General features: G+C 60.7%; 15 protein-coding genes. 7 read left to right on the forward strand and 8 right to left on the reverse strand.

Annotation, left to right across the window (positions count from 1 at the left end; genetic code table 11):
• Nucleotides 1-41: 41 nt before the first annotated feature.
• Together ACM110_RS19655 and ACM110_RS19660 are read left to right on the forward strand one after the other, a co-directional pair.
• On the forward strand, nt 42-932 hold the full coding sequence (locus ACM110_RS19655) for a neutral zinc metallopeptidase (RefSeq protein WP_338583231.1): 891 nt from the start codon (nt 42-44) through the stop codon (nt 930-932).
• A complete protein-coding gene (locus ACM110_RS19660; protein ID WP_416129069.1) occupies nt 933-1,889 on the forward strand; it encodes an alpha/beta fold hydrolase in 957 nt (318 codons plus the stop codon).
• Between the two features lie 96 nt (nt 1,890-1,985).
• Here the strand turns inward: ACM110_RS19660 and ACM110_RS19665 are convergent, their stop codons facing one another.
• From ACM110_RS19665 to ACM110_RS19675, 3 genes are all read right to left on the reverse strand, one after another.
• The gene (locus ACM110_RS19665; protein ID WP_416129070.1) at nt 1,986-2,579 is read right to left on the reverse strand and encodes an HAD family hydrolase; all 594 of its coding nucleotides are present in this window, start codon (nt 2,577-2,579) and stop codon (nt 1,986-1,988) included.
• A complete protein-coding gene (gene tesB, locus ACM110_RS19670; protein ID WP_338583234.1) occupies nt 2,576-3,445 on the reverse strand; it encodes an acyl-CoA thioesterase II in 870 nt (289 codons plus the stop codon). Before tesB ends, ACM110_RS19665 begins: the two co-directional genes overlap by 4 nt.
• Before the next feature lie 106 nt (nt 3,446-3,551).
• Entirely contained in the window at nt 3,552-4,121 is a 570-nt protein-coding gene (locus ACM110_RS19675) for a GNAT family N-acetyltransferase (RefSeq protein ID WP_338586590.1), read from the reverse strand.
• Between the two features lie 77 nt (nt 4,122-4,198).
• On the opposite strand from ACM110_RS19675, the gene ACM110_RS19680 reads away from it, so the two are divergent.
• Both ACM110_RS19680 and ACM110_RS19685 read left to right on the forward strand, forming a co-directional pair.
• A complete protein-coding gene (locus ACM110_RS19680; RefSeq protein WP_416129071.1) occupies nt 4,199-5,119 on the forward strand; it encodes a histone deacetylase in 921 nt (306 codons plus the stop codon).
• A gap of 280 nt (nt 5,120-5,399) precedes the next feature.
• The gene (locus ACM110_RS19685; RefSeq protein ID WP_416129072.1) at nt 5,400-6,647 is read left to right on the forward strand and encodes a TIGR03862 family flavoprotein; all 1,248 of its coding nucleotides are present in this window, start codon (nt 5,400-5,402) and stop codon (nt 6,645-6,647) included.
• A 64-nt stretch (nt 6,648-6,711) separates the two neighbouring features.
• Here ACM110_RS19685 and ACM110_RS19690 read toward each other — a convergent pair whose 3' ends face one another.
• The gene (locus ACM110_RS19690) at nt 6,712-8,052 is read right to left on the reverse strand and encodes a DEAD/DEAH box helicase (RefSeq protein ID WP_150701556.1); all 1,341 of its coding nucleotides are present in this window, start codon (nt 8,050-8,052) and stop codon (nt 6,712-6,714) included.
• Between the two features lie 66 nt (nt 8,053-8,118).
• Nucleotides 8,119-9,048, reverse strand: coding sequence for a drug/metabolite exporter YedA (gene yedA, locus ACM110_RS19695; protein ID WP_416129073.1), 930 nt, complete (start codon nt 9,046-9,048; stop codon nt 8,119-8,121).
• A gap of 165 nt (nt 9,049-9,213) precedes the next feature.
• Here yedA and ACM110_RS19700 point away from each other — a divergent pair, with 165 nt between their 5' ends.
• A complete protein-coding gene (locus tag ACM110_RS19700; RefSeq protein WP_416129074.1) occupies nt 9,214-9,666 on the forward strand; it encodes an Lrp/AsnC family transcriptional regulator in 453 nt (150 codons plus the stop codon).
• 139 nt (nt 9,667-9,805) lie between these two features.
• Here the strand turns inward: ACM110_RS19700 and ACM110_RS19705 are convergent, their stop codons facing one another.
• From ACM110_RS19705 to ACM110_RS19715, 3 genes are all read right to left on the reverse strand, one after another.
• Nucleotides 9,806-10,411, reverse strand: coding sequence for a PolC-type DNA polymerase III (locus ACM110_RS19705; RefSeq protein ID WP_273921981.1), 606 nt, complete (start codon nt 10,409-10,411; stop codon nt 9,806-9,808).
• Between the two features lie 22 nt (nt 10,412-10,433).
• The gene (locus ACM110_RS19710; protein ID WP_007990686.1) at nt 10,434-10,913 is read right to left on the reverse strand and encodes an NYN domain-containing protein; all 480 of its coding nucleotides are present in this window, start codon (nt 10,911-10,913) and stop codon (nt 10,434-10,436) included.
• Between the two features lie 120 nt (nt 10,914-11,033).
• Complete coding sequence (locus ACM110_RS19715) at nt 11,034-11,813, reverse strand: DUF2076 domain-containing protein (protein WP_416129075.1); 780 nt, start codon at nt 11,811-11,813, stop codon at nt 11,034-11,036.
• Nucleotides 11,814-11,991: 178 nt separating this feature from the next.
• Between ACM110_RS19715 and ACM110_RS19720 the strand changes: the two genes are divergently transcribed.
• Nucleotides 11,992-12,666 carry a YciC family protein gene (locus tag ACM110_RS19720; protein WP_416129076.1) on the forward strand — a complete coding sequence of 225 codons (675 nt, stop codon included), beginning with the start codon at nt 11,992-11,994 and terminating at the stop codon, nt 12,664-12,666.
• A gap of 66 nt (nt 12,667-12,732) precedes the next feature.
• Complete coding sequence (locus ACM110_RS19725; RefSeq protein WP_416129077.1) at nt 12,733-13,812, forward strand: endonuclease/exonuclease/phosphatase family protein; 1,080 nt, start codon at nt 12,733-12,735, stop codon at nt 13,810-13,812.
• The last annotated feature ends 39 nt before the right edge of the window (nt 13,813-13,851 follow it).

Raw genomic sequence — 13,851 nt, forward strand, 5'->3', positions numbered from 1 at the left:
GGCAGCAACACTCATCGCACGGACAACCAGAGGATTCCCACATGCTATGGAAAAAAGGCCGACGCAGCGACAACGTGGTCGATGCCCGTGGCGATGATGTCGGCGGCGGTGGCGGCGGGATGCGCTTTGGTGGCGGCAAGGGTCTGAGCCTGACAGCGATCCTGCTGATCGTCGGGATCGGCTGGATCACTGGCCAGGACCCAATGCAAATCCTCGGGCAACTGACCGGCCAGATGGACCAATCCGCACCCACCACAACCCAGACCCGCAAGGCACCACCGGCCAATGACGAAGGTGCCGAATTCGTCCGCTCGATCCTTGGCGACACCGAAGACACCTGGCGGCAGATTTTCCAGCAGGGCGGCCGCGAGTACAAAGATCCGACGCTGGTGCTGTTCAGCAATCGCGTGAACTCGGCCTGCGGTCTGGCGACCTCGGCGACCGGTCCGTTCTATTGCCCGGCAGACCAGAAGGTTTATCTGGACATGGCGTTCTTCCAGGAGATGTCACAGCGCTTTTCCGCCGCTGGCGACTTCGCCCAGGCCTACGTGATCGCTCACGAAGTCGGACACCATGTGCAGACCTTGCTCGGCGTCTCCGCGAAAATTCAGACAGCCCGCCAGCAAGGCCGGCAGATGGAAGGCGACGGCGGCTTGCTGGTGCGTCAGGAATTGCAGGCCGATTGCCTGGCCGGGGTCTGGGCCAACAATGCGCAGCAGCGATTGAACTGGCTGGAACCGGGGGACATCGAAGAAGCATTGAACGCGGCAAATGCCATCGGCGACGATCGTTTGCAGCAACAGGGTCAGGGCCGCGTGGTGCCGGACTCGTTTACCCATGGTACGTCAGCGCAACGGGTGCGCTGGTTCAAAACCGGATTCGCCCAGGGCCAGGTTGGCCAGTGCGATACCTTTGCGGCGAAAAATCTGTAAATGAAGAAGTGGTTGTTGGTTTTGCTGTTCACTTGCGCAACGTCCCAGGCCCAAGAGCATGGGGTCAAAGAGCTCAGTCCCGGACGCCTGTTGTTGAAATCAGGTGAAATAGCGGTGGGCATCAGCCCCGCTCCGGCAAAAATCGAGCGCGTGTTGATCATCGTCCATGGTCGGTTACGCAATGCGCAAACCTATCTCCACAGCGGCTTACAGGCAGCGCAACTGGCCGGGCAAAGCGACACGACCCTGGTGATCGCCCCGCAATTCCTCAATGAAAACGACGTCGCGCTGCACCCGGTAGCCGACACTGTATTGCGCTGGCAAGGCAACGAGTGGATGGCCGGTGGCGAATCTACCGCGCCGTTTCGCCTGAGTTCCTACGAGGCACTGGACGAAATCATCGCGCGGTTGGGTGATCGTCAGCAGTTTCCGGATGTGAAGCAAATCGTCATCGCCGGGCACTCCGGTGGTGCTCAAGTGGTGCAGCGCTACGCTTTGCTGGGCCACGATCAATCGGCCCTGGAAGCCGCAGGCGTAAAGCTGCGCTACGTGATTGCCAATCCTTCTTCCTATGCGTACTTCGATGAACGCCGGCCGGTGGCTTTCAATCATGCTGCGTGTCCGGACTTCAATCGCTGGAAGTACGGGCTGACAGATTTGCCCGCCTACGCCGAAGGACAAAGCGCCGCGCAGTTGCAGGAAAAGTACCTCAAGCGCGACGTCGTTTATCTACTCGGGCAGCAGGACATCGACCCGAACCATCCGGCGCTGGATAAAAATTGTGAAGCAAAAGCTCAAGGCCCGTATCGATTGGCCCGTGGGCGGTTTTACTTCGATTATCTGAAGCGGCTGCAACCGCCAGGGTTGAATCAGCAACTGATTGAAGTGCCTGGGGTTGGGCATAACGGGGATGGGATGTTTACTTCGCCGGAGGGGCAGAAGGCGTTGTTTCAGTAACCGCAGAAAGATTCGCAGCCTTCGGCAGATCCTACAGGGTGTACTCGATTCCCCTGTAGAAGCTGCCGAAGGCTGCGATCTTTTGACCTTAATAAATCAAGCCGAGAGCATCCGCTGCAACTCGACACAATCCGCCGCATGCCAATCCGTCAGCTCCGGCCACGGATTATCCGGCAGGTTCACCAGCACCGTCCGCGCCCCTGCCGCCCGACCGCAATCCAGATCGAAGCGGTAATCCCCGACCATCACCATCTCGCTCGTCGGCACATTCCAGGCTTCGGCCAGTTTCAACAACCCACCGGGATGCGGCTTTGGCGGTGCTTCATCACGACCGAGCACATCCTCCACGGCGAAGCAGTCCGCCAGGCCGATTGCCTCCAGCGTGACATGCGCCAGTTCACGGGCATTGCGGGTAAGAATGCCCAGGCGATAACCACGCCCAGCCAATTCGCGCACCAGTTCGACGGCGCCCACAGCCGGTTTCGAACCCAGCGCCAGATCCCGCTCATGCTCCAGCAACCACGCATGTTTAGCCGCCGCCTCATCGGCCGGCAGCGCAGCAAGGTGGGTGAGAATGTCGTCTTCAGCCGGGATCGCCAACGCCACGCGAATGGCCGCGAAGTCATGCACGGCGACGGTCAGGGTGCCGTCCATGTCGAACACCCAGTGGCGCACATCGCTCAGGCTCATGCCCAATCCTTGCGGTGACGGATCAGGCCTTCCTGCGTGACCGAAGCCACCAGTTGCCCGGCGCGGTTGAACACGCTGCCACGGTTGAACCCGCGCGAATTGCCGGCCCACGGGCTGTCCATCGCGTACAGCAACCAGTCATCGGCACGCAGGTTGGCGTGGAACCACAGCGCGTGGTCGAGGCTGGCGACCTGCATATCCTTGTGCCAGACCGATTTACCGTGAGGTTGCATCGAGGTCACGAGCAAGCCGAAATCCGAGGCGTACGCCAGCAAGTATTTATGCAGTGCCGGGGAGTCGATCAAGGCACCATCGGCGCGAAACCAGACGTACTTGATCGGGTCGGACGGCAGCGGGTTGTAGGGGTCTTTCTCGGTAATCGGGCGAAACTCGATCGGCTTCGGGCACAGCAGTTTTTCACGCATGTGCTCGGGGATCAGGTGCGCACGCTGCTGGGTGATTTCCAGCTCTGACGGCAGGTTTTCCGGCCCGACCACTTGTGGCATTTCGGTCTGGTGCTCGAAACCTTGTTCGTCGTACTGGAACGAGGCACTGCACGTGAAGATCGGGTGGCCCTTCTGGATCGCGGTCACCCGGCGCGTGCTGAAACTGCCGCCGTCGCGCACGCGGTCAACGGAATACACCACGGGCAACTTGGCGTCGCCGGGACGCAAAAAGTAGCCGTGCATCGAATGCACATGGCGCGCCTCTTCCACTGTCTGACTGGCCGCCGACAACGACTGACCGAGCACCTGGCCACCGAACAGCTGGCGAAATCCCAAGTCCTGGCTGCGGCCACGGAACAGGTTTTCTTCGATAGGTTCCAGGCTCAGCAGGTCGACCAGATCATCCAACACTTGGCTCATTCAGACTCTCCTCACACAACGCAATGCCGCGCAGTCTCGGCTGCGTCGGTCGATTCAATTTCTGGCCCGTGCCATCATGAGGGCCATTGTAAACGTCCGTGCCAGGTTATCCATGCAAGGTTTGCAGCCATTGTTCACGGCTGATGCGGTACAGCACGTGATGACGCAGGGGATGGCCGACGGCGAGCTTCGGGTGCTCGAAGTCATCGGCCGGATCGTGATGCATGCCAATCGCCTGCATGACTTTCTGCGACGGCAAGTTGCTGTCGGCCGTGAATGACACGACTTCGTTCACCGCCAAACGGTCAAACCCGCAGCGCAGAGCGGTCCACGCGGCTTCACTGGCGTAACCCAGGCCCCAGTGCTCACGCGCCAGGCGCCAGCCGATCTCGATGGCCGGCGTGAACGGCGCATCGAAACCGACCACGCCGAGCCCGGTAAAACCGATGAACTGACCGGTGTCCTTGCGCTCCAGCGCCCAGAGACCATAACCGTGCTCGGCAAAATGGCCACGGACTCGCCCGATCAATGAAGCACTCTCCAGTCGGCTCAAGGGCGCCGGAAAATAGCGCATGACCTGCGGATCGGCGCACATCGCGGCAAATTCCGGCAAATCCTCATCGCGCCATTGCCGCAACAGCAGTCGCGCGCTTGCCAGTTCCAGTATCGGCTCCATCGTGCCCCTCCCCCATTTCCATGCCGCAAGTCTACAACGCTGGTAGGATCCGTCTCTCATTCCTGTCCGAAATCATCATGCCGCTCCCGCTGATTTATCACGAAGACTACAGTCCCGACTTCCCGGCGGATCACCGCTTTCCGATGGACAAGTTTCGCCTGTTGCGTGATCACCTGGTGGACAGCGGACTGACCAGTGACGCTGATTTGCTGCGCCCGGAACTGTGCCCCGCAGAGATTCTCGCCCTCGCCCATGACCCTTCGTATATCGAACGCTACATGAGCGGCGAGTTGTCCCGTGAGGATCAACGACGCCTCGGCCTGCCCTGGAGCGAAGCTCTGGCCCGGCGGACGGTGCGGGCGGTCGGCGGCTCGCTGCTGGCGGCCGAGCAGGCACTGGAACATGGGCTGGCCTGCCACCTGGCAGGCGGTACTCACCATGCGCATTACGACTACCCGGCCGGGTTCTGCATCTTCAATGACCTGGCAGTGATCAGCCAGTTCATGCTGCAAAGCGGTCGGGTGAATCGGGTGCTGATCTTCGATTGCGATGTGCACCAGGGCGACGGGACAGCACGGATTCTGCACAACACCCCAGAGGCCATCACCGTTTCCCTGCACTGCGAAAAGAATTTTCCTGCACGCAAGGCGGAAAGCGACTGGGACATTCCGCTGCCCAATGGCATGGGCGATGCTGACTACCTGAAGGTGGTAGACGATGCGCTCAACTATCTGTTGCCGCTCTACCAGCCGGACCTGGTGCTGTACGACGCCGGGGTCGATGTGCACAAGGACGACGCCCTCGGTTACCTGAAGCTGACAGACGAAGGCGTCGCCGCCCGCGATGAAAGCGTGATGCGCCATTGCCTGGGTCGGGATATTCCGGTGGTCGGAGTGATTGGCGGCGGCTACAGCAAGGACCGCCAGGCCCTGGCCCGGCGTCACGGCATCCTCCATCACAGCGCGCAACGCGTCTGGCAGTCATCAGGTTGTCACTGACCTGTGGATGCCTTACCCACAATGCCTGTGGAACCGCCTGTGGATAACCTGAGTGAAAGGGACTACAGACCACGCGGCGTATGGGCTACAGACCACTGATTGTTTTTTAACCAGCATTGGCAAACACCACTGAACCCTGTGGGAGCGGGCTTGCCCGCGATGAGGCCGGCACATCTACATCTTTGTTGACTGACAGTCCGCTATCGCGGGCAAGCCCGCTCCCACAGTAATCGTGTACTGCTAGAATGCGCGCCAAATCCGCCACACCGCAGCTTCTACCATGACTCAGCCGAGCACCTCCCTCCCCCCTCAAGTCGCCATCATCGGCGGCGGCCCCGCCGGCCTGATGGCCGCGGAAGTGTTGAGCCAGGCCGGGATCAAGGTCGACCTCTACGACGGCATGCCTTCGGTAGGCAGGAAATTTCTGCTCGCCGGTGTCGGCGGCATGAACATCACCCACTCCGAAGCCTATCCGGCGTTTCTCTCGCGCTACGCCGAACGGGCGCCGCAAATCGCCCCGCTGCTGCGCAGTTTCGGTGCCGATGCGTTGTGCCAGTGGATTCATGAACTGGGTATCGAAACCTTCGTCGGCAGCTCCGGCCGTGTATTCCCGACCGACATGAAAGCCGCGCCGCTGTTACGCGCCTGGCTCAAACGCCTGCGCGACAGCGGCGTAGTTATCCACACCCGGCACCGCTGGCTTGGCTGGGATGAACAAGGTGACTTGCGCATCGCCAGCCCCGAAGGCGAAAAAACCGTACACGCCGACGCCACCCTGCTCGCCCTCGGCGGCGGCAGTTGGTCGCGCCTGGGCTCGGACGGCGCGTGGATGCTGCCACTGGAGCAACACGGCGTAGGACTGGCGCCATTGCAGCCGAGCAATTGCGGCTTCGAGGTGCAGGCATGGAGCGATTTGATGGTCAGCAAATTCGCTGGCGCCCCGCTGAAAAATATCGCCATTGGCCTGAACGACGACGTGCCACGACTCGGCGAGTGCGTAATCACTGCGACCGGGATTGAAGGCAGTTTGATCTATGCGCTATCAGCGCCGATTCGCGAAGCGATCAATCTGCACGGTTCGGCCACGATTCATATCGATCTCCTGCCCGGCAGGCCTGTGGATAAAGTTAAGGCTGCATTGAGCAAACCTCGGGGTTCGCGCTCCATGGCCAAGCACCTGCACAGTCAGTTGGGCATCGATGGCGTGAAAGCGGCGTTGTTGCGGGAATTGACCACTGCCGACACCTTCACCGATCCGGCCCTGCTGGCCAAAGCGATCAAGGCGTTGCCTCTGACACTGGTGAAATCCCGTCCACTGGACGAAGCCATTAGCAGCGCGGGTGGTGTGTTGTTCGAGGCGATGGATGAGCGTTTGATGCTTAAGCAATTGCCGGGGGTGTTTTGCGCGGGAGAGATGCTGGACTGGGAAGCGCCGACGGGCGGCTATCTGCTGACCGCGTGTTTCGCCAGTGGGCGGGCGGCGGGGTTGGGGATGTTGGATTGGCTTAGGGGCTGCCGCAAGTTATAAGCGGCAAGCTGCAAGCCAGCGGCTCTAACTTGCCGCTTGTAGCTTGCCGCTTGCCGCTGCTTCTTCAAGGCTTACGCTTACGCGGCCCAGTATTGAACACCGGCACTTTTCGCACAGGCTTGATCGAAGGTTCCACCGGCGCAGCTTCCCCGCTATCCACCCACTTACCCAGATTGCGCTTACCGCCGCCGCCCCCAGACGCCTTCGGCTTCTTCGGTTTTTTCGGCTTCTTGACGACCTGGCCACTGGCATCGGTGTCCGGCACGCGGTGCTCGGGTTCGAAGTCCGGCTCGCTCTGACGCTTCAACGTCTGGCGGGTCAGCATCTCGATGGCCGACAGCAGATTCACCTCATCGGCGCACACCAGGGAAATCGCCTCACCGGTCGAGCCCGCGCGGCCGGTACGACCGATGCGGTGGATGTAATCCTCAGCCACGATCGGCAGATCGAAGTTGACCACCAACGGCAAGTCTTCGATGTCCAGGCCACGGGCCGCGACGTCGGTGGCGACCAGGATCTGCACTTCACTGGCCTTGAAACGGTCCAGTGCGCGTTGACGGGTTGCCTGGGGTTTATCGCCGTGGATACCGTCGGCGTTGATGCCCAGGCCCTGGAGTTTTTCCACCAGCGCGTCCACGCCGTTGCGGGTCTTGGCGAACACCAGCACTTGCTTCCACTTGCCCTTGCGCATCAGGTGCACGAACAGTTCCGGCTTGCGCTTCTTGTCCACCGTGACGATCCATTGCTTGACCGTATTGGCCGCCACGTTGCGCGGGCTCACTTCAACCGTCAGCGGATCGTTGAGCATCTGCCCGGCCAGCAGGCGGATGTCGTCGGAGAAGGTCGCGGAGAACAACAGCGTCTGACGTTTCTTCGGCAGCGCGCGGTAAATGTTCGCCAGCTCTTCGGAAAAGCCCAGGTCGAGCATGCGATCGGCTTCGTCCAGCACCAGGGTTTGCAACTGATTGAACTTCAGCGCGTTCTGGCGGAACAGGTCGAGCAAGCGGCCCGGGGTCGCCACCAACAGATCGACGCCGCTGCGCAGCTTCATCATTTGCGGGTTGATGCTGACGCCGCCGTACACCGCGTAGGTGCGCAACGGCAGGTTTTCGGCGTACTGGCGCACGGCTTCGTGAACCTGCTCGGCCAGTTCGCGGGTCGGCACCAGAATCAGCGCACGCACCGAGTTGGCGGTGACTTTCGGCCCTTCCATGGCCAGCAGTTGCAGCAGCGGCAAGGCGAAACCGGCAGTCTTGCCAGTACCGGTCTGGGCAGCGGCCATCAGGTCACGACCGGCCAGCACCGCCGGAATGGCTTGCGCCTGAACCGGCGTCGGAGTCTGGTAGCCGAGCGTCTCGAGGGAGCGCAGCAAGGGTTCGATCAGGCCAAGGGTGGCGAAAGTCATGGGAATACCGTAGGAAAATTCAGCGCGGGTTGTTCGAAACGAACGTGCAATGCCGCGCAGTTTACCCTAATTCACACGGGATTCTGTCGGCACGACCTTCACCGTCGGCAGCGTCGGTGCACGGCGCCACTGCGGCAGGCCAATCAGCACCACGGCGCTGATGATCACCGCCATCGCCAATGCTTCTTCAATGCCAATGGTCTCGCCAACAAACACGATCCCCAGCAACACCGCCACCGCCGGGTTGACGTAGGCATAACTGGTCGCCGCCGCCGGACGCACGTGTTTCAACAGGTACATGTAGGCGTTGAAGGCAATGATCGAACCGAACACGGTGAGGTACGCCAGTGCGGCCCAGCCTTCGATTGGCGGGATTTTTTCCAGGTGTTCACCGCTCACGGCGCTGGCGATCAGCAACACCACGCCACCCACCAACATTTCCACGGCACTGGCCATCGCGCCTTGCGGTAACGGCAAGTGTTTGCTCCACACCGAACCGAACGCCCAAGTGGCCGCCGCAAAAATCAGCAACGCGGCCCCCAACGGACTCGATTGCAGGTTGGAGCCGAGGTTGAGCATGGCGATGCCGATCAACCCAAGCACAATCCCCGCCCATTCGAGACGGGTATTACGCGCGCCCCAGAAATATCCACAGAGCAAAGTAAACAACGGCACCGTCGCCACCGCCAACGCAGCCACTCCGGAAGCCACACCCGTGTGTTCGGCCACGCTGACCGCGCCGTTGCCGCACGCCAGCAGCAAAATCCCGATGATCCCCGCGGCTTTCCATTGCGCCCAGGTCGGCGCCGGCGCCCCGCGCCAGCGCAGGAAGGCGTACATCAGCGTCCCGGCAATCACGAAGCGAATGCCCGCCAGCAGCAACGGCGGCCAGTACTCCACGCCGATGCGGATCACCAGATAGGTCGACCCCCAAATCACGTACAACGCAAAAAAGGCAGCGATCAAGGGTAAGGGAAAGCGACGAAGGCCAGACATGAGGGCAGCTCACAGGCAAGGACAAGTGAACGGCTATTCTAAAAAGGCTGGCGCCGGAAAATAAGTTACAAAACCTGTTTAAAGCGCCGGTACACTTTTCAAACCACGGAGTTCAGCGCTATAAACCGTGCTTTCGAAAGTTGGTTATTTTTCAGGAGGCATCCGATGGATAAGTACGACCGCATGCTGCTCAGCGCGCTGCTGGAAAACGGTCGCGCGTCCTACGCGGACCTCGCGCGCAAGGTCAACCTGTCTGCCCCGGCCGTGGCCGAGCGCGTGGCCAAACTCGAAACCAGCGGCGTGATCACCGGCTACCAGGCGAAAGTCGACATGGCCAAGCTCGGTTTGCCGATCCAGTGCGTCATCGAACTGCGCCTGAACCAGCACGGCAACCAAAAGGCCTACGACGACCTGATCAAAATCCCGCAATTGACTGAATGCCATCGGGTGACCGGCGATCCGTGCGTGATCATGCAAGCGGCGGTGGGTTCGATGCCGGAGCTGGAGGAGTTGATTAACCGGATTGCGACGTTCGGGTTCAGCAAGACGTCGATCGTGTTGTCGAGCGCCATCGAAAAACGCGTGCCGTTGGGCCACATAGAAAGCAACGGCAAATAGCACTGATGTCGGACTGTAGGAGCTGTCGAGTGCAACGAGGCTGCGATCTTTTGATCTTGATCTTAAAAAATCAAAGTCAAAAGATCGCAGCCTCGTTTCACTCGACAGCTCCTACAAGGGATTTGTGGGGTGCTTGAAATCAGCGGTAGCGCTGGAGGTGCTCGGTTACTTTGGCGGCCGGCACTTTCTGCAACTTGCACAGCAAATCATGAGATAGCTCGCGCAAGCCGTGCTTTTGGCGTAGTTCTTCAGCCAAATGCGCAGTCAGGTTGGCCGCCATCTCGGCATCGGCCATCGCCCGGTGAGCCTTGCCGGTGTGCGGCAGGTTGGCGAAGGTGGTGAGGGTGCCGAGTTTGTGGTTCGGTGCGGCGGGCATCAGGCGTCGGGCCAGCAGCAGCGAACAGGCGAAATTCTGCAAACGGGTGCGTTTGATCCGCCCCAATTCAAAGTCCCAGAACTTCTGGTCGAACGCGGCGTTGTGCGCCAGCAATGGTGTGATGCCGACGAATTCGTTGACCTCGTTCATCACCTGCTCGGCCGACGGCGCGGTGCGCAGCATGGCGTTGCTGATGCCGGTGAGTTGTTCGATGAAGGCCGGGACGCGCACGCCGGCGTTCATCAGGCTCTGGTAACGCTCGACGATGCGCCCCTGTTCGAGAATCACCACGGCGATTTCCGTGGCCCGGCAGCTGCTGCTCGGGGAGATTCCGGTGGTTTCAAAGTCGATGACTGCTATGCGTTCCAAACCTGTTTCAACTCCGTAAAAATCAATTCTTGAGCAGCAACGCGCCTTCGATCGGCACGTAGCGGCTGGCGGCGCGGATCAGCGAGTTGGCGGTCAGGCCCGGCACGCCGTAGGCGACTGCTTGCACGCCATGTTTGCTGATGATGCGTTCGAGCAGCATGTCGAAATCGCCGTCACCGGAGGCCAGCACGATTTCGTCGACGTGATCGGCGGCGTCCATGATGTCGAGGGTGATGCCCACGTCCCAGTCGCCCTTGGCCGAGCCATCGCTGCGCTGGATGTAGGGTTTGAGCTTCACGGTAAAACCGAGGTTGCGCAGGATCTGCTGGAACTGCTGCTGTTTGCTGTCGCCGCGATCGATGGCGTAGGCATAGGCTTCGACGATTTCGCCCTGTTTACTGATGTCAGCCCACAGCGCGGCGTAGTTGAAGTGACAACCATAGGCCTGACGCACGGTGTAGTAGAGGTTTTGGACGTCGGCGAACACTGCGATTTTTTTCACCGGTTTTCCTCAAGGCTGAATCAGGCCCCAGGCCCGAAAAGTCGCCCAGTATGCCAGCCTCAAGGAATGTTCCGCGAATAATCGGCCCGGAGCGCAGGCGCGCTCCGGACGAATGGCGGGTCAGACGAAGGAGTCGTCGTCGCCACCGAAGAACGATGAACTGTCATCGCTGTAGTCGGCGTCGGTGAAACCGCCCTGGTCATTGCCGTAGGAATCGTTGCCGGCCACACGCTGGTCATCGCCCCAGTCGTTGTTGCCCTGGTCGTTGACCTGGGCCGGTTGCTCCTTGATGACTTCGACGATTTCTTCCGGTTGCTGATTGTGATGGAACAGGCTGCTGATGCCTTGCGCCAGCATCACGCCACCTGCCACACCGGCCGCGGTTTTCAACGCGCCACCGAGAAAACCGCTGCCCGCCGCTGCCGGAGCCTGTTGCTGGGGTGCATAACCCTGCTGCGGGAAGTTTGGCTGCGGTGCCCCGAAGTTCTGTTGTGGTGGCTGCGAATTGAACGAAGTCCGCCCCGGTTCACGCCAGCCGCCGCTCGATGGCGGCGCGCTTTGGGTCGGTGCAGGCTGCGGATCACGACTGCCACCAAAGATGCTCGATAGAAAGCCTCCGCTGCTCGGCGCCGGAGCCGCCGTTTGCGCCTTGGCCTGTTGCAGTTCGGCCTGCAATTGCTGGACTTGCGCCGTCAGTTGTTTGTTCTGCTCGTCGAGGCTCTTGATCGCCGCCTCTTGCACCAGAATCGCCTGGGTCATGAAATAACCTGCCGCCGGCTGGCGTGTCAGGTGTTCCTTGATCCGCGCCTCAGCCTGGGCGTCGCGCGGGGCTGAGTCCGTTTCGGCCTGTTGCAGCCGGGAAAACAGTCCATCGATCAGGGTTTGTTCTTCGCTGTTCATGGCGACCTCGTAGATTGCCGGGGAAATCGTTGCCCTTCTCCAAGGAGGATAAGGTGCCCGACCTTAATGGAGGCTGAAACAATCTGTTTCAATGACATTTACCCAACGTTTACGTTTGCTTCAGGCGGTACATCATCGGTTACAGTGAGCCACTGTTTATGACCTGCGATACCGACTGATGAACCCGTTAGATGTGCTGCGTGACTCCCTGTATTTCTTCAAGCGCAATCTGAGCCAGATCGTGCAACTGTGCCTGCCGCTGGTGATCATCGAGGCCCTGTTGCAGCAAGTGGTCGACCACTCCACCGAGCCGGACAGCTTTCCTGGTGTCAGCGTGATTGTCGGCCTGCTGATCTATCCGCTGTACACCGCCGCGCTGATCCTGTTTCTCGACGCCCGCAGCCGAGGCGAATCACCACGCAACCGCGACTTGCTGTCGAGGTCTGCCTACCTGTGGCCACGCTTCGCGCTGCTGACGGCGCTCAATACGTTGTTGATCCTGCTCGGCCTGTCGTTGTATTTCCTGCCGGGCATCTGGCTGATGGTGACCTTGGCGTTCGGCGAGTATCTGCTGGTGTTGCGAGGCCTGGCCCCGCTGCAAGCAATGAAAGAAAGCCTGCGCCTGACCCGTGGCCATTTCCTGCGCATCCTGGCGTGCATCCTGTGTGTGATGGGGCCGTTGTGGCTGCTCAAGGGCGCGACGCTGGCGGTCTATCCCGACCCGCAGAACCCGGTCATCTCGCTGCTGATCGACAGCGCCCACAGCTTCCTGCAACTGTTCACCAGCGTGGTGCTGTTCCGCCTGTTCATGCTGATCAGCGATGTGCCGGAAAAAATCGACGGGCCACTCTGACCTTGGGCGACCGCCCGTCACTCGGGTATGCTCGGGACCAACTTCCGTAACGCTATAAGCCGAGCCATGACCCGACTGCTGCGCTACACCTTGCTGGGATTGTTGATGGTCATCGGCCTGACCGGCGTGATGATCTACAGCCTGACCTGGCGCCCCGAAGCCCGCGAAGTGCTGCCGGTCAATTGCAGCACCAAGGCGCCGACCCTGGCGCCCGGCCAGGCGCTGAAGGTGATGACCTGGAACGTCCAGTACCTGGCGGGCAAGCGCTACGTGTTCTGGAATGACCTGGCCAACGGCACCGATGAAAAACCCACGCCGGAAGACATGGCCTTCAGCCTCGATGAAGTGGCGCGGGTGATTCGCGACGAGCAACCGGACGTGGTGCTGTTGCAGGAACTCGATGACGGCGCCAAGGCCAGCGCTTACCAGCACCAGCTCAAACTGCTGCAGGAACGGCTCGCCGACCTGTATCCATGCAGTGTCAGCGCCTTCGACTGGAAGGCCGACTTCGTCCCTGATCCGCACATCTTTGGCAGCGTCGGCCGACAATTGGCAACGCTGAGCCGCTACCAGATCGATCATGCCCAGCGCCTGCAACTGCCGGTGGCGCCGGTCAATCTGGTCAGCCGCCAGTTCCAGCCGAAAAACGCCTTGCTGGTCGCCTACCTGCCAGTGAGTGATGGCAGTCAGGCCGCAATCCTCAACACCCATCTCGACCGAGTGCGGCAACCTGACGGGACGCTGCAAGCGCAGGTCGCGGCCATTGGCAAAGTGCTCGACAAGTTCGAAAGCCGCGGTACGCCCTGGTTGATCGGCGGCGACTTCAATCTGTTGCCGCTTGGGCAGTTCCAGCGCCTGCCCAGCGAGCAACGCATGCCCTACTCTGCCGACAGCGCCCTGCACGTGCTGTGGGACAAGTACCCGATGATCCCCAACAACAACGAAGCCAGCGGTATCGACCGCGCACGCTGGCTGACACACTACCCGAACGATCCGAACCTGAACGGCCCGGACCGAACCGTCGACTACCTGTTTTACAGCTCACGTATCAAGCGGGTCGAGGCCACGGTCAGACAGGACGATACGTTGCGTATCTCCGATCACTTGCCGGTGATTGCGCGGTTCCTGCTCCCCGCTGCGCCTTGATCTTGTAGGAGCAAAGCTTGCTCGCGATAACGGTGTGTC

Origin of the sequence: Pseudomonas sp. NFX98 (assembly GCF_047784845.1) — a bacterium.
Lineage (GTDB): Bacteria > Pseudomonadota > Gammaproteobacteria > Pseudomonadales > Pseudomonadaceae > Aquipseudomonas.